Origin of the sequence: Streptomyces sp. NPDC057565, assembly GCF_042801455.1 — a bacterium.
Classification (GTDB): Bacteria; Actinomycetota; Actinomycetes; order Streptomycetales; family Streptomycetaceae; genus Streptomyces; species Streptomyces yanii.
In genome coordinates this window covers 1-16,667 of the sequence record NZ_JBHVFU010000002.1, presented here as the reverse complement: position 1 = coordinate 16,667, position 16,667 = coordinate 1, and the positions used below count along the sequence as shown (strand labels likewise).

The 16,667-nt window shown below is 70.6% G+C and carries 18 protein-coding genes; 14 read left to right on the top strand and 4 right to left on the bottom strand.

All coding sequences use genetic code 11. The features are described 5' to 3' along the window. Nucleotide 1: 1 nt before the first annotated feature. Complete coding sequence (locus ACFU8W_RS04095; protein WP_345518415.1) at nucleotides 2-1,114, bottom strand: DUF5937 family protein; 1,113 nt, start codon at nucleotides 1,112-1,114, stop codon at nucleotides 2-4. A gap of 104 nt (nucleotides 1,115-1,218) precedes the next feature. Between ACFU8W_RS04095 and ACFU8W_RS04090 the strand changes: the two genes are divergently transcribed. Then, entirely contained in the window at nucleotides 1,219-1,485 is a 267-nt protein-coding gene (locus ACFU8W_RS04090; RefSeq protein ID WP_384032101.1) for a hypothetical protein, read from the top strand. Between the two features lie 124 nt (nucleotides 1,486-1,609). On the opposite strand, the gene ACFU8W_RS04085 is transcribed toward ACFU8W_RS04090, so the two are convergent. Next, a complete protein-coding gene (locus ACFU8W_RS04085) occupies nucleotides 1,610-2,803 on the bottom strand; it encodes a threonine aldolase family protein (RefSeq protein ID WP_384032099.1) in 1,194 nt (397 codons plus the stop codon). A gap of 182 nt (nucleotides 2,804-2,985) precedes the next feature. Between ACFU8W_RS04085 and ACFU8W_RS04080 the strand changes: the two genes are divergently transcribed. The 10 genes from ACFU8W_RS04080 to ACFU8W_RS04035 all read left to right on the top strand — a co-directional run bounded on the left by ACFU8W_RS04080 (nucleotide 2,986) and on the right by ACFU8W_RS04035 (nucleotide 11,090). Next, complete coding sequence (locus tag ACFU8W_RS04080) at nucleotides 2,986-3,945, top strand: Rossmann-like and DUF2520 domain-containing protein (protein WP_384032097.1); 960 nt, start codon at nucleotides 2,986-2,988, stop codon at nucleotides 3,943-3,945. Next, a complete protein-coding gene (gene panC / locus ACFU8W_RS04075) occupies nucleotides 3,942-4,955 on the top strand; it encodes a pantoate--beta-alanine ligase (RefSeq protein ID WP_384032094.1) in 1,014 nt (337 codons plus the stop codon). The genes ACFU8W_RS04080 and panC overlap by 4 nt, the downstream gene beginning before the upstream one ends. Next, complete coding sequence (locus tag ACFU8W_RS04070) at nucleotides 4,952-6,703, top strand: L-aspartate oxidase (RefSeq protein WP_384032093.1); 1,752 nt, start codon at nucleotides 4,952-4,954, stop codon at nucleotides 6,701-6,703. Before panC ends, ACFU8W_RS04070 begins: the two co-directional genes overlap by 4 nt. A gap of 2 nt (nucleotides 6,704-6,705) precedes the next feature. Continuing rightward, nucleotides 6,706-7,749, top strand: a complete 1,044-nt coding sequence (nadC, locus tag ACFU8W_RS04065; RefSeq protein WP_384032091.1) for a carboxylating nicotinate-nucleotide diphosphorylase — start codon at nucleotides 6,706-6,708, stop codon at nucleotides 7,747-7,749. Continuing rightward, nucleotides 7,749-8,546 carry a type III pantothenate kinase gene (locus tag ACFU8W_RS04060; protein ID WP_384032089.1) on the top strand — a complete coding sequence of 266 codons (798 nt, stop codon included), beginning with the start codon at nucleotides 7,749-7,751 and terminating at the stop codon, nucleotides 8,544-8,546. Before nadC ends, ACFU8W_RS04060 begins: the two co-directional genes overlap by 1 nt. Nucleotides 8,547-8,687: 141 nt before the next feature. Beyond that, nucleotides 8,688-9,263, top strand: a complete 576-nt coding sequence (locus ACFU8W_RS04055) for a hypothetical protein (protein WP_384032961.1) — start codon at nucleotides 8,688-8,690, stop codon at nucleotides 9,261-9,263. Nucleotides 9,264-9,324: 61 nt separating this feature from the next. Then, entirely contained in the window at nucleotides 9,325-9,504 is a 180-nt protein-coding gene (locus ACFU8W_RS04050) for a hypothetical protein (protein ID WP_327245717.1), read from the top strand. Between the two features lie 122 nt (nucleotides 9,505-9,626). Next, on the top strand, nucleotides 9,627-10,043 hold the full coding sequence (locus ACFU8W_RS04045) for a BlaI/MecI/CopY family transcriptional regulator (RefSeq protein ID WP_266984383.1): 417 nt from the start codon (nucleotides 9,627-9,629) through the stop codon (nucleotides 10,041-10,043). Nucleotides 10,044-10,052: 9 nt separating this feature from the next. Beyond that, nucleotides 10,053-10,610, top strand: coding sequence for an amino-acid N-acetyltransferase (locus ACFU8W_RS04040; protein WP_266984385.1), 558 nt, complete (start codon nucleotides 10,053-10,055; stop codon nucleotides 10,608-10,610). A 144-nt stretch (nucleotides 10,611-10,754) separates the two neighbouring features. Beyond that, on the top strand, nucleotides 10,755-11,090 hold the full coding sequence (locus ACFU8W_RS04035) for an Lsr2 family protein (protein WP_327245719.1): 336 nt from the start codon (nucleotides 10,755-10,757) through the stop codon (nucleotides 11,088-11,090). On the opposite strand, the gene ACFU8W_RS04030 is transcribed toward ACFU8W_RS04035, so the two are convergent. Then, nucleotides 11,069-11,707 carry an SCO3374 family protein gene (locus ACFU8W_RS04030; protein ID WP_384032086.1) on the bottom strand — a complete coding sequence of 213 codons (639 nt, stop codon included), beginning with the start codon at nucleotides 11,705-11,707 and terminating at the stop codon, nucleotides 11,069-11,071. The genes ACFU8W_RS04035 and ACFU8W_RS04030 overlap by 22 nt on opposite strands. Nucleotides 11,708-12,138: 431 nt before the next feature. Here ACFU8W_RS04030 and ACFU8W_RS04025 point away from each other — a divergent pair, with 431 nt between their 5' ends. Then, on the top strand, nucleotides 12,139-14,667 hold the full coding sequence (locus ACFU8W_RS04025) for an ATP-dependent Clp protease ATP-binding subunit (protein ID WP_345517498.1): 2,529 nt from the start codon (nucleotides 12,139-12,141) through the stop codon (nucleotides 14,665-14,667). A gap of 108 nt (nucleotides 14,668-14,775) precedes the next feature. After that, nucleotides 14,776-14,997, top strand: coding sequence for a hypothetical protein (locus ACFU8W_RS04020; protein ID WP_384032084.1), 222 nt, complete (start codon nucleotides 14,776-14,778; stop codon nucleotides 14,995-14,997). 116 nt (nucleotides 14,998-15,113) lie between these two features. On the opposite strand, the gene ACFU8W_RS04015 is transcribed toward ACFU8W_RS04020, so the two are convergent. After that, nucleotides 15,114-15,266, bottom strand: coding sequence for a hypothetical protein (locus ACFU8W_RS04015; protein WP_384032082.1), 153 nt, complete (start codon nucleotides 15,264-15,266; stop codon nucleotides 15,114-15,116). Between the two features lie 455 nt (nucleotides 15,267-15,721). Here ACFU8W_RS04015 and ACFU8W_RS04010 point away from each other — a divergent pair, with 455 nt between their 5' ends. Next, nucleotides 15,722-16,366: a M23 family metallopeptidase gene (locus ACFU8W_RS04010; RefSeq protein ID WP_384032080.1), complete on the top strand. Its 645-nt coding sequence runs from the start codon at nucleotides 15,722-15,724 to the stop codon at nucleotides 16,364-16,366. Nucleotides 16,367-16,667 lie beyond the last annotated feature (301 nt).

The following is a 16,667-nucleotide window of genomic DNA, read 5'->3' as shown; positions in this document are numbered from 1 at the left end:
CTCACCGCAGCACACCCTCCAGGAAGTCGCTGCCGAGCCTGGCCACCACGGTCAGGTCCAGCTGGTGCAGTACGTAGCGGCCGCGGCGTCGTGTGGTCACCAGGCCAGCCTTCTTCAGCACCGAAAGATGCCGGGAGACCTCGGGCGCCGTGATGCTGTGCGAGTCGGCGAGTTCACCGGTGGTGTACGGGGAACGGGCGAGGTTGCGGCACAGGCGCATCCGCATGGGGTGGGCCAGTGCCTCCATCCGCAGCTGCAGGATCTCGACCGAGGCGGGGGACGGCAGCTCCGGGCGGTGCACCGGGTAGTGGATCACCGGGCGCCAGCCGGGTGCGTGCAGCACCATCAGATGCGGCCAGCCGAAGCTGGACGGGATGAGCGTCAGCCCGGCGCCGATGGACGGGTCGGTCGCGGTGGTCGAGCCCTCGGTCATCTTGTCGACGCTGATCCGGCCGCGGCTCTCGTCGAGCGAGAGCGCTGCGGACACCGCGCCCAGCGCCTCGTCGGCGCCCTTGCGGCGCAGCAGATCCGTCTTGTGCCGGGCGTCGGCGACCAGCTGGACCTGGACCCGGCGCCAGGTGTCCGCGAAGAACGCCTCGTCGCAGTCCTCGAGGAGGCGCCGGACCCAGCGGCGTACGGGGGCGGGGTCGGCCAGCAGCTGCTGGGTGAACTCCACCTGCCGCGGACCGCGCGCCGCCGCCATGTCCAGGGCGCGGGCGCGCATGCCCGGGTCGCTGAGCGGGGAAGGGGCGCCGATCCCGTACAGGCTGGCGCAGGTGAACTCCAGGGCGGCGGCGACGAACCGCTCGTCGTCCAGCCGGTCGAGGATGTCGAGGTCCTCGGCGAGCGTCGCCCCGGTCCTGCCGTCACCGCCACGGACCCCGGCGAACGGCATGAAGACGTCCGAGAACGTGTTCCGCCACAGGAACTCGGCCTCGTGCAGCCGGTCGGCCAGGTCCGGCTCCAGCGCACTGCCGGTCGCCGTCGCCCAGCCGTGCAGGCCGGGGTGGTGCCCCGGCTCGGAGAGCGCATGCAGCGCGAGCCCCAGCTCGGCGAGGGGCGAGGTCTCGAAGACGATGCGTTCGGACGGCAGTCCCGCGATGTCGATGTTCACGCTCACCCCTCCATAGTGCGGGGCGAGGCGAGAGCGTCACGCGCCATTTGACGGTGGTCGTCAATCGACGGGCCGGACCCGCCGGAGCGGCCCACGCTGAGGTCATGGACGCGATGCAGCAACACATGCTCGACAGCTACCGCGCAGCTCAGCACGGGGAAGCGCCGCCGCCGCTGCCTGGCCGGCACGACCGGGGGGGCGTGCGGGAGGCCCGTGACGCCCGCCGCTTCGCAGCGGTGATCGAAGGCCGCCCGGCGAACCGCCGCTGGAGAACGGCCCTACGAGAACGCCTCATTCGCCGCCCGCCGGGCACCGTCGGCCGGTCCGGCGGCCCCGCCCGGCCCGGCACTTCCGGCCCGTCCGGCGGGTGAGGACGGAACGGGTGCTCGGACGAACGGGGCACCCGCCGACCGGGGCGGTGGCCCCGGCGCCACCAGCTTGCCCGTCCTGCGCTTGAGGACGGAACGGCCCCGGACGCCCCGCACCCGCCCCCCTCTAAGCCAGCCGCCGCACGAATTCCCCCACCGCTTCGCGCACATCGCGTTTCGTCCACTCCAGTCCCGCCTCCGCCACCGTGACCTCCGTGTACGACATCCCGGGTGGCCCCGCGGCGGCCGGGTGCCACCTCCGGAAGAGCGCCACGCCCGTCTCCTCCGCCTGCCGCACTCCCGCCTCCGTCAGGACATCCTCCGGGTACGGCAGCCACACCTGGAACTGATGCGTGTGAGGCGGCTCCGGATGCACCCGGAACCACGGCACCGCGGACTCCATGAACCCCTCGGCCAGCGCACCGGCCACTACCTTCGCCTGCGCCACGTACGAAGCCAGTTTCGGCAGCTCCCGTTCCAGACCGATCAGCGCGGCCAGCGCCGCCGGGAACTGCTGGAAGAGCTGCCCGCCGTACCGGTGGCGCCAGGTGCGCGCCTCCTCGATCAGGGACTCGGGACCGGCGAGCGCCGCCCCCGACAGCCCGCCGAGGGTCTTGTAGAACGACACGTACACGCTGTCCGCCAGCGCCGCGATCTCCGGCAGCCCGCGTCCGAACCGGGGGGCGCACTCCCACAGCCTCGCGCCGTCCATGTGCACCACTGCATCACGTTCGCGCGCGGCCGCCACCACGGCCTCCAGCTCCTCCCACTCCGGCAGGACGAAACCGGCGTCGCGCAGCGGAAGCTCCAGCATCAGCGTGCCGAACGGTTCGACGAAGTCGCGGATCTCCTCCGCGGTGGGCAGCCGCGGCGCGGACGTCGGGTGGACGGTATGCAGCCCGCTCACCACCCCCAGCGCGCCCCGCTCGTGCACCTCGGGGTGGGCGAGCGGGTGCAGCGCCACGGTCGGATTGCCGGTGCGCCCCGCCCAGCAGCGCAGGGCGACCTGCTGCGCCATCGTCCCGGTCGGGAAGAACGCAGCCGCCTCCATGCCCAGCAGCCCGGCGATCCGCGTCTCCAGCTGGGCGACGACGCCGTCCCCGTAGATGTCCGCGGGCTGGTCCGGGTCGGCGACGGACGCGGCGTGCTCGGCGAGGTCGGCCAGTTGCTCCCCGAGGGTGCGGTCGGCCTGCGGCCGCGCAAGGGCCCGCTCGGCCCGCCGCCAGGCGCCGAGCCGGCGAAGGCGCTCCGCCTGTTCGTCGTCCGGGGAGCCACCCCGTACCTCGTCCCGCACCTGCACCTGCTCATCCGTGTCTGCCATGGGACGATCATCACGCAGAACGCCGCCCCCGCCCACACCGCTGCGCGGCCCCTCCCCCGTCGGCGATCCACGCGTTCGTCCACAGCCTGTGGACGGCCGGGGGCCCGGACGAAACGCTGGCGTAGCATGCAGAGAAATCGTCCGGTACCCCCCGCGGACTGGAACGGAAGGCCATCGCCCGCGTGAACGCAACAACACCCAGGGAGCCCCTCGACGCGAGGGACCGCCCCGCCCGCCTCACCGTCGGCGTCGTGGGCGCGGGTCGCGTCGGCCCCGCTCTCGCCGCATCCCTGCAGCTCGCCGGACACCGCCCGGTCGCCGTCTCGGGTGTCTCCGACGCGTCCGTGCGCCGCGCCGCCACGCTTCTGCCCGACGTCCCCCTCGTGCAGCCCGCAGAGGTGCTCGCCCGCGCCGAGCTGGTGCTGCTGACCGTCCCCGACGACGCCCTGCCCGGCCTGGTCGAGGGTCTCGCCGAGACGGGCGCGGTCCGCCCGGGACAGCTGATCGTCCACACGTCGGGGCGCTACGGGACCCGGGTCCTGGATCCCGCGCTGCGGGCCGGCGCCCTGCCGCTCGCCCTGCACCCGGCGATGACGTTCACCGGCACGGCTGTCGACGTACAGCGGCTGGCCGGCTGCTCCTTCGGAGTCACCGCCCCCGAGGAGCTGCGGCTTGCCGCCGAGGCGCTCGTCATCGAGATGGGCGGCGAGCCCGAATGGATCGCGGAGGAGTCCCGTCCGCTCTACCACGCGGCGCTCGCCCTCGGTGCGAACCACCTGGTCACCCTGGTCGCCCAGTCGATGGAGCTGCTGCGCACGGCGGGGGTCGCGGCCCCCGACCGGATGCTCGGCCCTCTCCTCGGCGCCGCACTCGACAACGCGCTGCGCTCCGGTGACAACGCGCTGACCGGCCCGGTGGCCCGCGGCGACGCAGGCACGGTCGCCGCGCACATCGGCGAGCTGCGCAGGCACGCCCCGCAGACCGTGGCCGGTTACCTCGCCATGGCCCGTGCGACCGCCGACCGGGCGCTCGCGCACGGCCTGCTCAAGCCGGAACTGGCGGAGGACCTGCTCGGCGTCCTGTCCGACGGTGCGACCGGTGCGGGCGGCGCGGGCAGCACCGGACCGGGAGGGATCCGATGAACACGACCGGAGCAACCACACTGCTGCGTACCGCGGCCGAACTCGACGCGTTCGGCGCAGGCAAGGGGCCGCGGGCCGTCGTCATGACGATGGGAGCCCTGCACGAGGGCCACGCCACCCTGATCCGTGCCGCACGCACCGCCGCGGGCCCGGACGGCCAGGTCGTCGTCACCGTCTTCGTCAACCCGCTGCAGTTCGGTGAGGCGGCGGACCTCGACCGCTACCCCCGTACCCTCGACGCCGATCTCGCCGTCGCGGGCGCGGCCGGCGCCGACGCCGTCTTCGCCCCGTCCGTCGACGAGGTGTACCCCGGCGGCGAACCGCAGGTCAGGATTGACGCGGGCCCGATGGGCGAGCGTCTGGAAGGTGCGTCCCGCCCGGGACACTTCGACGGGATGCTGACCGTCGTCGCCAAGATGCTGCACCTCACCCGCCCCGATGCCGCGTTCTTCGGACAGAAGGACGCCCAGCAGCTGGCGCTGATCCGCCGCATGGTGCGCGATCTGAACTTCCCGGTGGAGATCGTCGGCGTGGAGACGGTCCGCGAGCCCGACGGACTCGCGCTCTCCAGCCGCAACCGCTTCCTCGACGCCGAGGAGCGCCGCACCGCCCTCGCCCTCTCCCGGGCCCTGTTCGCCGCCCGGGACCGGCTCGCCGCCCAGCAGGCGCTGCACGCCCGCGCGCAGACCACTACGGCGACGACGGGCCGGGCCGCCGCGCTCACCCGCCTCGGTGAGGTCCGCGCGGCCGCCGACACCCAGGCGGTGGCCTGGGCCCGGCCGGACGACGGACCCACGGCGGTACGCGCTGCCGCGCGGACGATCCTCGACGACGCGGCCGCCGCGCAGCCCCCGCTCGCACTGGACTATCTGGCGCTCGTGGACCCGGCCGACTTCACCGAGATCCCCGATGACCGGACCACCGGTGACGCGATCCTCGCCGTTGCCGCGCGGGTGGGTGCCACCCGACTCATCGACAACATCCCGCTGACCTTCGGAGCCGACACGTGACCGGAATACGGCTGACCGCCCCCGCCCCCGGCTGGGCCATCGACGCGGATGTCGTGGTGGTCGGCTCCGGCGTCGCCGGCCTCACCACCGCGCTGCGCTGTGCGGCCGCGGGCCTCGCCACTGTCGTCGTCACCAAGGCCCGGCTCGACGACGGCTCCACCCGCTGGGCGCAGGGCGGCATCGCGGCGGCGCTCGGCGAGGGCGACACCCCCGAACAGCACCTGGCCGACACCCTGGTCGCGGGCGCCGGCCTGTGCGACGAGTCCGCGGTGGGGACCCTGGTCACCGAGGGCCCCGACGCAGTACGCCGCCTGATCGAGACCGGCGCGCAGTTCGACACCACCGACACCGGCGACATCGCGCTCACCCGTGAGGGCGGCCACCACCGCCGCCGTATCGCCCACGCGGGCGGGGACGCGACGGGCGCCGAGATCTCCCGCGCCCTGGTCGATGCGGTCCGCTCCGCCGCCCTCCACACCGTGGAGAACGCCCTGGTGCTGGACCTGCTGACGGACGCCGAAGGGCGTACCGCGGGCGTCACCCTGCACGTCATGGGCGAGGGCCAGCACGACGGCGTCGGCGCGGTCCACGCCCCCGCGGTGGTCCTCGCCACCGGCGGCATGGGCCAGGTCTTCTCCGCCACCACCAACCCGCCGGTCTCCACCGGCGACGGTGTCGCGCTCGCCCTGCGGGCCGGTGCGGAGGTCTCCGACCTCGAGTTCGTCCAGTTCCACCCGACGGTCCTCTTCCTCGGCGCGGACTCCGAGGGCCAGCAGCCCCTCGTATCGGAAGCGGTACGGGGTGAGGGTGCCCATCTCGTCGACGCGTCCGGTACGCGGTTCATGGTCGGACAGCACGAACTGGCGGAGCTGGCGCCCCGCGACATCGTCGCCAAGGCCATCACCCGTCAGATGCAGCTGCACGGCACCGAGCACATGTATCTCGACGCCCGCCACTTCGGCGCCGAGATGTGGGAGCAGCGGTTCCCCACGATCCTGGCGGCCTGCCGTGCCCACGGCATCGACCCGATCACCGAACCCGTCCCGGTGGCCCCCGCCGCGCACTACGCCTCCGGCGGCATCCGCACCGACCTGCGCGGCCGGACGACGGTCCCGGGTCTGTACGCGTGCGGAGAAGTCGCCTGCACGGGTGTGCACGGCGCGAACCGGCTGGCGTCCAACTCGCTCCTGGAGGGGCTGGTCTTCGCCGAACGCATCGCTGCGGACATCGTCGCGAACGGTCCGCGCACCGTGCAGGCCCCGGCCTCCGAAATCCCGGCCGCCGGATCCCCCGCCCCCTCCCCGCTCCTTGCCCCCGAGGTGCGGCCGCAGATCCAGCGGATCATGACCCAGGGCGCCGGAGTCCTTCGTTCCGCCGCAAGCCTCGCCACCGCCGCCGACGAGCTGGAGGCCCTGCACCGCAGCGCCGCCGTCGACGCCGAGGCGGCCGAGCCCAAGGTCGCGGTGCCCGGCGTCGAGGCATGGGAGGCCACTAACCTGCTCCTCGTCTCGCGCGTCCTGGTCGCTGCAGCCCGGGAGCGCGAGGAGACCCGCGGCTGCCACTGGCGCGAGGACCGGCCCGAACGCGACGACGAGACCTGGCGCCGCCACCTCGTCGTCCGGCTCACCCCCGACCGGCAGCTGGTCCTGGCCCGTACGGAGTCCGAGGCATTCCCGCCCGTACGCGCGACGGGGGCACCAGACTGCGCAGCAGCACCCACGAACCACCCCACTCCCGAGGAGCCGTAACCGTGAGCACGCCCGAAGAGAATCCGCGCCCCACACCCGTGGACGTACCGCTGATCCAGATCGGCGCGCCCGCACCGGCCGCGGGCGGCTGCGGGGACGCCTGCGGCTGCGGCGGGGAGGAACGCTACGAGCTGGACCCCCTGGAGTGCGGTCTCGACCCCGACCTCGCCCAGCTGCTCGCCGACGCGGGCCTCGACCCGGTCCAGGTCGAGGACGTCGCGCACGTCGCCATCGAGGAGGACCTCGACGGCGGTGTGGACGTCACGACCGTCGCCACGGTCTCCGAGGAGGCCATGGCCACCGGTGACTTCACCGCCCGCGAGGCCGGTGTCGTCGCGGGTCTGCGCGTCGCCGAGGCTGTCCTCTCCATCGTCTGCACGGCCGAGTTCGAGGTCGAGCGCCATGTCGAGGACGGCGACCGTGTCGCTCCCGGCCAGAAGCTGCTGACCGTCACCACCCGCACCCGTGACCTGCTCACCGGCGAGCGCAGCGCGCTCAACCTGCTCTGCAGGCTCTCCGGCATCGCGACCGCCACCCGCGCCTGGGCCGATGCGCTCGAAGGCACGAAGACGAAGGTCCGCGACACCCGCAAGACCACCCCGGGCCTGCGGGCCCTGGAAAAGTACGCGGTGCGCTGCGGCGGCGGTGTCAACCACCGGATGTCGCTCTCCGACGCCGCACTGGTCAAGGACAACCACGTCATCGCGGCGGGCGGCGTCGCCGAGGCGTTCAGGCGGGTGCGGGACGAGTTCCCGGACGTACCGATCGAGGTCGAGGTCGACACCCTGGACCAGGTCCGCGAGGTCCTGGAGGCGGGCGCCGACCTGATCCTGCTGGACAACTTCACCCCGTCCCGGACCGAGGAGGCCGTCGCGCTCGTCGGCGGCCGCGCGGTCCTGGAGTCCTCCGGCCGGCTCACCCTCGACACCGCCGGTGCCTACGCCGCCGCAGGCGTCGACTACCTGGCCGTCGGCGCGCTCACCCACTCCTCGCCGATCCTCGACATCGGCCTGGACTTCCGCGACACCGACGGGGCCGGCGTCTGATGCTGCTCACCATCGACGTCGGCAACACCCACACCGTCCTGGGCCTGTTCGACGGTGAGGAGATCGTCGAGCACTGGCGGATCTCCACCGACGCCCGCCGCACCGCGGACGAGCTCGCGGTGCTGCTCAACGGCCTGATGGGCATGCACCCGCTGCTCGGCGAGGAGCTGGGCGACGGTATCGAGGGCATCGCGATCTGCTCCACGGTCCCGGCCGTCCTGCACGAGCTGCGCGAGGTCACCCGCCGCTACTACGGCGACGTGCCCGCCGTGCTCGTCGAGCCGGGCATCAAGACGGGCGTCCCGATCCTGATGGACAACCCGAAGGAGGTCGGCGCGGACCGCATCATCAATGCGGTCGCGGCCGTCGATCTCTACGGCGGCCCGGCGATCGTCGTCGACTTCGGCACGGCGACCACCTTCGACGCGGTCTCCGCCCGGGGCGAGTACGCGGGCGGGGTCATCGCACCCGGCATCGAGATCTCGGTCGAGGCGCTCGGCGTGAAGGGCGCCCAGCTCCGCAAGATCGAGCTGGCCCGGCCGCGCAGCGTGATCGGCAAGAACACGGTCGAGGCCATGCAGGCGGGGATCGTGTACGGCTTCGCGGGCCAGGTCGACGGAGTCGTCGAGCGCATGAAGAAGGAGCTGGCGGCCGACCCGGACGACGTCACCGTCATCGCGACCGGCGGCCTTGCTCCGATGGTGTTGGGGGAATCCTCCGTCATCGACGAGCACGAGCCCTGGCTCACGCTCGTCGGGCTGCGACTGGTGTACGAGCGCAACATCGCCCGGATGTAGGGCACGCGCCGAGTACCTGCGGGAACGGCGCGGCGGCGGTGCGAAGACCGCCGCCGCGCCGCCGTCGCCCAGCTAAACGGATTTTGTCCATGTAGCACGTATTGTCGCGTTATGCCCACGCCCTACGGATCACGCGGCGGTATGGCGTTCAGCGCGGACGAGCTGCGTGTGCTCCGACGCGCCCTCGCCAATGCCCTCCGCCCCGCGCCCCTGCCCGACGAGGACGTCCAGGACTGCCTGCGGCTCGCGGGCTCCCTGGACGAGGCGGTCGGGGAGGCGGGACGGCTGCGCGCGTTCCTCCTCGCCGACCTCGTCCGCTACCGCGACGCCCTGCCAGGCTCGGTCGCCCGCTATCTGGAGCTGCTCCAGGATGCCCTGGCCGCCGGATACGACCCCCGCCCGGAGGATCTGGCCGCCCTGCGTACCCAACGGGGCAGACCGGTTGCCGCGGTGCTCCTGGAGCGCTGCCACGTGCTCGCCGAGCGGTCGGTGCGGGCCCGTCTCGCCGGACGCGCCGTCCCCACGGCAGCACCCGCGCCGCGCAGCCGCCTGCTCGCCCTGCCCGGCGGCCGGGCCGCGGAGCCCGAAAAGCCGAAGACCCCGGCAGCCCCGGCCCGTCCGGTGCCGCCGTCCGAGCGCCCCGCCCCGAAGCCCTCGGAAGTCTTTCCGCCCCGCCGTCGGCCCGTTCCGCCCCCGCAACAGCGCGCCGCGGGGTAGCCACGCCGGACGACGGAGGGGTCGCGCGGAAGTCCGTACCGGGATCGCTACTCTGGATCCCATGGACTACGTATCCGCGCTCGTGCCCCCCGTGGTGATGGCCGCTTTCTTCATCGGCCTCGTCGTGACGATCGTCAAGAGCCAGGGCGGCCCGAACAAGGCCAAGGAGGACGCGGCCGTGGACTCGGCGCTCAGCCGTGCCGAGGCGGCGCAGCAGACACCGCGGACCGAGGGCGTCTGACCGGTACGGCGCGTACCGCACCTCGCGTACCGCATGAAGGGCGTGCGGCTCATCAGGAGCCGTACGCCCTTTTGTTGCGTAAATAACCGGTCATTCCAGACATCTAGCACTAAGGTGACGCTGTGCCTCGCCAATTGGGAGAGCTGGAAGACGCCGTGATGACACGGGTCTGGCAATGGAACCGCCCGGTCACCGTGCGGGAAGTCCTTGAGGACCTTCAGAAGGAACGGTCCATCGCGTACACGACCGTCATGACGGTAATGGACAATCTCCATCAGAAGGGCTGGGTGCGCAGGGAAGTCGAAGGCCGCGCATATCGATATACGGCGGTCTCCACCCGCGCCGCCTACTCGGCCGCACTGATGAACGAAGCCTGGTCCCACAGCGACAACCCCGCCGCCGCACTTGTCGCCTTCTTCGGCATGATGTCCGCCGAGCAGCGGGAAGCTCTCAGTGACGCGATGCGGATCGTATCCCCGGAGCTGCCGGAGGCCGGCGATCGCCCGTCCGATGACGCGGACACGGAGTCCGGGCGATAGCGTCTGGGCATGTCCTCAGAGCTTCCGCATACCGATTTCCGTACCGAACCGTCGGTTATAAACGCAGCCATCACCGTCCGGCGTGCCCGGACGAGCGATGTGCCCTCGGTCCGCCGTCTCCTCGACGGGTACGTACGCGAAGGCATCCTGCTCGACAAAGCAACGGTGACGCTTTACGAGGACATCCAGGAGTTCTGGATCGCGGAACGCGACGAGGACGCCCGGGTCATCGGCTGCGGCGCACTCCATGTGATGTGGGAAGACCTCGCCGAAGTCCGTACTCTCGCGGTCGATCACAGCATCAAGGGCGCCGGAGTGGGGCATCAAGTGCTGGACAAGCTGTTGCAGACCGCCCGCTGGCTGGGTGTGCGCCGGGTTTTCTGTCTCACCTTCGAAGTCGACTTCTTCGCCAAGCACGGCTTCGTGGAGATCGGAGAGACGCCGGTCGACACAGATGTCTACAGCGAGCTGCTGCGTTCCTATGACGAGGGCGTAGCAGAGTTCCTCGGTCTCGAACGAGTGAAGCCGAACACCTTGGGCAACAGCCGGATGCTTCTGCACCTGTGACCGTCGGAAGGCGCCGGAACCCTATGTCCGAATCGCGCATGTTTCCCGTGTTCTTGAGCTCCTGAACCTCTCCCAGGGGTTTGTGTTTTCCGGGGAAAAGCGGTTTCCTTTCCGCGTACTGCATTTTCGATGAAAGGAAATCCGGTGGCACAGAAGGTTCAGGTCCTTCTTGTCGATGACCTCGACGGTGGCGAGGCGGACGAGACGGTCACGTTCGCTCTGGATGGCAAGACGTACGAGATTGACCTCACCACGACCAACGCGGACAAGCTCCGTGGCCTTCTTGAGCCGTACACCAAGGGTGGCCGGCGTACCGGTGGCCGTGCCGGGGCGGGTCGTGGCAAGGGTCGCGCCGTTACCGGTGGCAACAAGGACACTGCTGAGATCCGTAAGTGGGCGCGCGAGAACGGTCACAATGTGAATGACCGTGGTCGTGTTCCGGCAGAGATCCGCGAGGCTTACGAGAAGGCCAACGGCTGAACTGCCGACCGACCCGTCGGCAGTCCCTTTGCCGACAGCTCCGCTGTCGGCTGCACCGTTGTCGTTCGCCCCGTCCGGGCATGCATCAACCGGGCCCGGTGGCATTCCGTTGCCACCGCGTCCACGAGCCGTACGAGATCGGGAGCATCCCCACCCCTGCTCCCGAGCCCGGCGAGGGCCGGGAGCTCCGGCTTCCCCTCGTGCCGCAGCTCGGGGGGCCGCAGCCATGCGGCGGCCCCCGGCGAGCCAGGAGCCCAGTCGGGCGGCGTCGGCGCGATGATCCGCCCGCCCGTACTGACGGCGGTCAGCGCGAGGGAGACCCCGCCCCAGTCCAGCCAGTCGAGCAGCCCCGGCAGCTCGTCGGCGCTCCCCGCGGCCACCAGCAGCCCCATGGTCCGCCCCGTCAGCGCCACGGGTCCGGTGCGCCCCACTCGCCGCAGCGCCGCGTACCCCGCGGCCGCAGGCAGCTCCAGGACGTCGAACCGCAGCCCGGTCGGCAACCGCACCGGAGCGGTCCCTTCCGTCGGCCAGCCGAGTTCGTGCTCGTACCACCACGCACAGTCACCCTTGCGCTCGTCGACGAGCGTTGCGCGTGGGGGCGGGATGGTGAGGGCCATGTCCGAAGAACTGCCGGACCGCCCCAAGAGTTACGCAGAGTCGGCAGTTGTGTGCGCAACGTACCCATGACGGGGGGCGTGCGAGTGCGTTTCCGCGCGCAAGGATGTTCGCCCATAGCGGAGGGAACCGGCGCGCGCCGCATGGACTGTCTGTAATTGCGGGTAAGAACATCCCTAGTGGGGAGGGGCGACACGCAGCTCGGCACGTCTCACGTTCGCCATCGGCGTACTGGCGATAGGGGTATCTGCCTGGCCTGCGGGAACATCGTCTCGCACCATCGGGTTGGAGCAGTTGTCGGCGTTCGGGGCAGGAGGCCAAGGACGGGTGTCGGCAGTTGGAATGAGCGGTCCCCGCTTGCGGGACTAAGCTGCGGAAGGACAGGGAGGGGACCGACCCCTTACTGCCTGACCGCTCTGAGGAGCGATTAACGATGTTCGAGAGGTTCACCGACCGCGCGCGGCGGGTTGTCGTCCTGGCTCAGGAAGAAGCCCGGATGCTCAACCACAACTACATCGGCACCGAGCACATCCTCCTGGGCCTTATCCATGAGGGTGAGGGTGTCGCCGCTAAGGCCCTGGAGAGCCTCGGGATTTCGCTCGAGGCGGTCCGCCAGCAGGTGGAGGAGATCATCGGTCAGGGCCAGCAGGCCCCGTCCGGGCACATCCCCTTCACTCCCCGAGCCAAGAAGGTCCTGGAGCTGTCGCTCCGCGAGGCTCTTCAGCTTGGCCACAACTACATCGGTACCGAGCACATCCTGCTCGGCCTGATCCGCGAGGGCGAGGGCGTCGCCGCCCAGGTCCTCGTGAAGCTGGGCGCCGACCTGAACCGGGTGCGGCAGCAGGTCATCCAGCTGCTCTCCGGGTACTCGGGAGGCAAGGAGGCGGCCACTGCAGGCGGCCCCGCGGAGGGCACACCCTCCACGTCCCTGGTGCTCGACCAGTTCGGCCGGAACCTCACCCAGGCCGCTCGCGAATCCAAGCTCGACCCGGTCATCGGGCGCGAGAAGGAGATCGAGCGGGTCATGCAGGTGCTGTCCCGCCGTACCAAGAACAACCCGGTCCTCATCGGCGAGCCCGGCGTCGGCAAGACGGCGGTCGTCGAGGGCCTGGCGCAGGCCATCGTCAAGGGCGAGGTGCCCGAGACCCTCAAGGACAAGCACCTCTACACCCTCGACCTCGGTGCACTGGTCGCCGGTTCCCGCTACCGCGGTGACTTCGAGGAGCGCCTGAAGAAGGTCCTCAAGGAGATCCGCACCCGTGGCGACATCATCCTGTTCATCGACGAGCTCCACACCCTCGTGGGTGCGGGTGCCGCCGAGGGCGCGATCGACGCCGCGAGCATCCTCAAGCCCATGCTGGCGCGAGGTGAGCTCCAGACGATCGGTGCGACGACGCTCGACGAGTACCGCAAGCACCTGGAGAAGGACGCCGCTCTTGAGCGCCGCTTCCAGCCCATCCAGGTCGCGGAGCCGTCGCTGCCGCACACCATCGAGATCCTCAAGGGTCTGCGCGACCGCTACGAGGCCCACCACCGCGTCTCCATCACGGACGAGGCGCTGGTCCAGGCCGCGACGCTGGCCGACCGCTACATCTCGGACCGCTTCCTGCCGGACAAGGCGATCGACCTGATCGACGAGGCCGGTTCCCGGATGCGTATCCGCCGGATGACCGCGCCGCCGGACCTCCGCGAGTTCGACGAGAAGATCGCGGGTGTCCGCCGCGACAAGGAGTCGGCCATCGACTCCCAGGACTTCGAGAAGGCAGCTTCCCTCCGCGACAAGGAGAAGCAGCTGCTGGCGGCGAAGGCCAAGCGGGAGAAGGAGTGGAAGGCCGGCGACATGGACGTCGTCGCCGAGGTCGACGGCGAGCTCATCGCCGAAGTCCTGGCCACCGCCACCGGCATCCCGGTCTTCAAGCTGACGGAGGAGGAGTCCTCCCGACTGCTGCGCATGGAGGACGAGCTCCACAAGCGCGTCATCGGCCAGAAGGACGCCATCAAGGCCCTCTCGCAGGCGATCCGCCGTACGCGAGCCGGTCTGAAGGACCCGAAGCGCCCCGGTGGCTCGTTCATCTTCGCCGGCCCGTCCGGTGTCGGTAAGACCGAGCTCTCCAAGACGCTCGCCGAATTCCTCTTCGGCGACGAGGACGCGCTGATCTCCCTCGACATGTCGGAGTTCAGCGAGAAGCACACGGTTTCCCGCCTCTTCGGTTCTCCCCCCGGTTACGTGGGTTACGAAGAGGGTGGCCAGCTCACCGAGAAGGTGCGCCGCAAGCCGTTCTCCGTCGTCCTCTTCGACGAGGTCGAGAAGGCCCACCCCGATATCTTCAATTCCCTGCTCCAGATTCTGGAAGACGGTCGCCTGACCGACTCCCAGGGCCGGGTCGTGGACTTCAAGAACACCGTCATCATCATGACGACCAACCTCGGGACCCGGGACATCTCCAAGGGCTTCAACCTGGGCTTCGCCGCCCAGGGCGACGTCAAGACCGGCTACGAGCGGATGAAGAACAAGGTCAATGAAGAGCTCAAGCAGCACTTCCGGCCGGAGTTCCTCAACCGTGTCGACGACACGGTCGTCTTCCACCAGCTCACCGAGGAAGACATCATCCAGATCGTCGACCTCATGATCGCCAAGGTGGACGAGCGCCTGAAGGACCGCGACATGGGCATCGAGCTCAGCGCGGAAGCCAAGTCGCTCCTGGCCAAGAAGGGCTACGACCCCGTGATGGGCGCCCGGCCGCTGCGCCGGACGATCCAGCGCGAGATCGAGGACGTCCTCTCCGAGAAGATCCTCTTCGGTGAGCTGCGCCCCGGTCACATCGTGGTCGTCGGCACCGAGGGCGAGGGTGAGGAGAAGAAGTTCACCTTCCGCGGCGAGGAGAAGTCGGCGTTGCCCGACGTCCCGCCGATCGAGCAGGCGGCAGGCGGCGCCGGCCCGAACCTGACGAAGGACGCGTAAGGGCGCGCTGAGCGTCTGAGCATCCGAAGGGGCTGCCCCGGACCGTTTCGTACGGTTCCGGGGCAGCCCCTTCGCCGTGCCGTCCCGGGGCGAGCAGGAGCGACTTCCATGCGGGAAGGTGCTCGGCAGATCAGGGTGGGCGACGACGGCCCGGTTGCCGCCCTTGACCACGTGGGCGCAGGTCAGCACCAGCCGGCCGGTGAGCAGGGCTCCGCTGCCCTGGACGGCCCCGGAGCCATGGAAGGCGACCGTGCGGGCCGTGGGCCGCGTCGCGCTCACGGCTGCGCCGTACCGCGGCCGAAGTGCGCCGTGCTGCCCGCATCCTCGTGACCGATCCGCCAGGGCTCGCCGCTCGTGGTGTCGCGCGGTTTCAAGGGTGAGGGAGACCTTGCGGGTGCGGCCCGTCGCACGGGACGCGTCGGCGCCCGTCTCCACCACCCAGGCCTTCACCTTGCCGCTGCCCTCGACCTCCTTGCGGAGTTCGAGGGCACGGGGCGGCCGATGGCGCGGCTCGCGGCGTCGATGAGCTGATTGCGGATGGACTCGACCGCGTCTGCGAGCTCGATGCCGTCCATGGCGTCCGCGCTGTCGCTGGTCATCGCTGTCCCCGGGAGCTGAGCGTCTGGCGTGACAGCGTAGTCAGGTTGCATGCCGAAGGTCCCGATTCGGACGGTCTGCGGTCCCGTCGGCGGTGACAAGCAGCACACCCCTTTTCGGCCTTACTACGAGGCATAGGAGACGGAACCGTGATCGTGGACGGGGCCTTCGCCCCGCAGCGGAACGGGACCTTCGGCGCGGTGGGAGGGGAGGCCTGAAACACGGCAACATGTCCGTTTCAGGCGGTTTGGAGCTGGGGTTAAACCTGTCCGGCCGGGGAGATTCGGCCGACTTGTGCGGCGAGGGTCTGGAGCCCGTGACGGCAGGTTCCCTGGGCCCCGAATACGGCTTTTCTTCGTAGATGGGGTGTTTGGGTGCAGACGGGGTGGCGGGTTACCAAGGGATGGCCAGCCCGGCGGACAAGCCGGGTTCACTCACATCCGGAGGATCTCCGCATATGTCGAAGTGCGTTACGTTCCAGCACTCCCGCCGCCCGTTCATGTCCCGTGTCCGTGGCGCCGTAGTGGCAGCCGGCCTGGGGACGTCGATGGTTCTCGGCGCGGGCGCTGCGTTCGCGGCCGCCCCGGCGAGCTCCCCCGGCACCGCGACCCTGATCGGCGCCACCGCGGCCGACTCGGTGGCCGCGCAGGGCAAGGCGGCCGAGAAGGCCGCCGGCAAGGCCGCCTCCTGGATGGCGCCGGTCCGTCACTACACGCTGAGCGCCACCTTCGGCACCGACGGCAGCCGCTGGGCTCACAAGCACTCCGGCCAGGACTTCGCCGTGCCGATCGGGACCGCGGTCAAGGCCGCGCACTCCGGCACCGTCGTGAAGGCGGGCCCGAACGGTGGCGGCGACGGTCCCGCGTACGGCAACGCCATCGTGATCAAGCACGGCAACGGCACGTACTCGCAGTACGCGCACCTGTCGCGGATCGACGTGCGCATAGGCCAGACCGTGAGCACGGGCGAGAAGATCGCTCTCTCCGGCAACACCGGTAACTCCAGCGGCCCGCACCTGCACTTCGAGATCCGTCACACTGCCAACTACGGTTCGGCGATCAACCCGGTCTCGTTCCTGCGCCAGCAGGGCGTCGCGGTCTGACCCGACCTGGCGACCGCACCACGGCCCGGATTCCGCTCGCGCCCCTTCCGGCGGGCTTTGCCCCGTCGCACCGTCCGGTACGTCCTCCCCAAGGCCTTAAGGGCCGGGGGATCCCCTTCTGCGTCGGCCGAAAGCCCTGGTGGCTCCATCCCCAGGCTCTCAACTTCGTACGAGCAGGGAGACCCCGTCCAAGGACGTCCGGCCGCCGTGCGATCGCACGGCCCGCCGGCCCCCCGCCCAGGTCGGCGGGGGGAAAAACAAAAAACAACCCACCAGACAAAAAAGAAACACAGAAGACCGC

Bases quoted from the DNA above. Each gene is read 5' to 3' on its own strand.
- ACFU8W_RS04090 (WP_384032101.1), top strand. From the start codon at position 1,219: ATGGACGCGATGCAGCAACACATGCTCGACAGCTACCGCGCAGCTCAG.
- ACFU8W_RS04085 (WP_384032099.1), bottom strand. From the start codon at position 2,803: ATGGCAGACACGGATGAGCAGGTGCAGGTGCGGGACGAGGTACGGGGT.
- panC (WP_384032094.1), top strand. From the start codon at position 3,942: ATGAACACGACCGGAGCAACCACACTGCTGCGTACCGCGGCCGAACTC.
- ACFU8W_RS04060 (WP_384032089.1), top strand. From the start codon at position 7,749: ATGCTGCTCACCATCGACGTCGGCAACACCCACACCGTCCTGGGCCTG.
- ACFU8W_RS04055 (WP_384032961.1), top strand. From the start codon at position 8,688: ATGGCGTTCAGCGCGGACGAGCTGCGTGTGCTCCGACGCGCCCTCGCC.
- ACFU8W_RS04050 (WP_327245717.1), top strand. From the start codon at position 9,325: ATGGACTACGTATCCGCGCTCGTGCCCCCCGTGGTGATGGCCGCTTTC.
- ACFU8W_RS04040 (WP_266984385.1), top strand. From the start codon at position 10,053: ATGTCCTCAGAGCTTCCGCATACCGATTTCCGTACCGAACCGTCGGTT.
- ACFU8W_RS04030 (WP_384032086.1), bottom strand. From the start codon at position 11,707: ATGGCCCTCACCATCCCGCCCCCACGCGCAACGCTCGTCGACGAGCGC.
- ACFU8W_RS04025 (WP_345517498.1), top strand. From the start codon at position 12,139: ATGTTCGAGAGGTTCACCGACCGCGCGCGGCGGGTTGTCGTCCTGGCT.
- ACFU8W_RS04020 (WP_384032084.1), top strand. From the start codon at position 14,776: ATGCGGGAAGGTGCTCGGCAGATCAGGGTGGGCGACGACGGCCCGGTT.
- ACFU8W_RS04015 (WP_384032082.1), bottom strand. From the start codon at position 15,266: ATGACCAGCGACAGCGCGGACGCCATGGACGGCATCGAGCTCGCAGAC.
- ACFU8W_RS04010 (WP_384032080.1), top strand. From the start codon at position 15,722: ATGTCGAAGTGCGTTACGTTCCAGCACTCCCGCCGCCCGTTCATGTCC.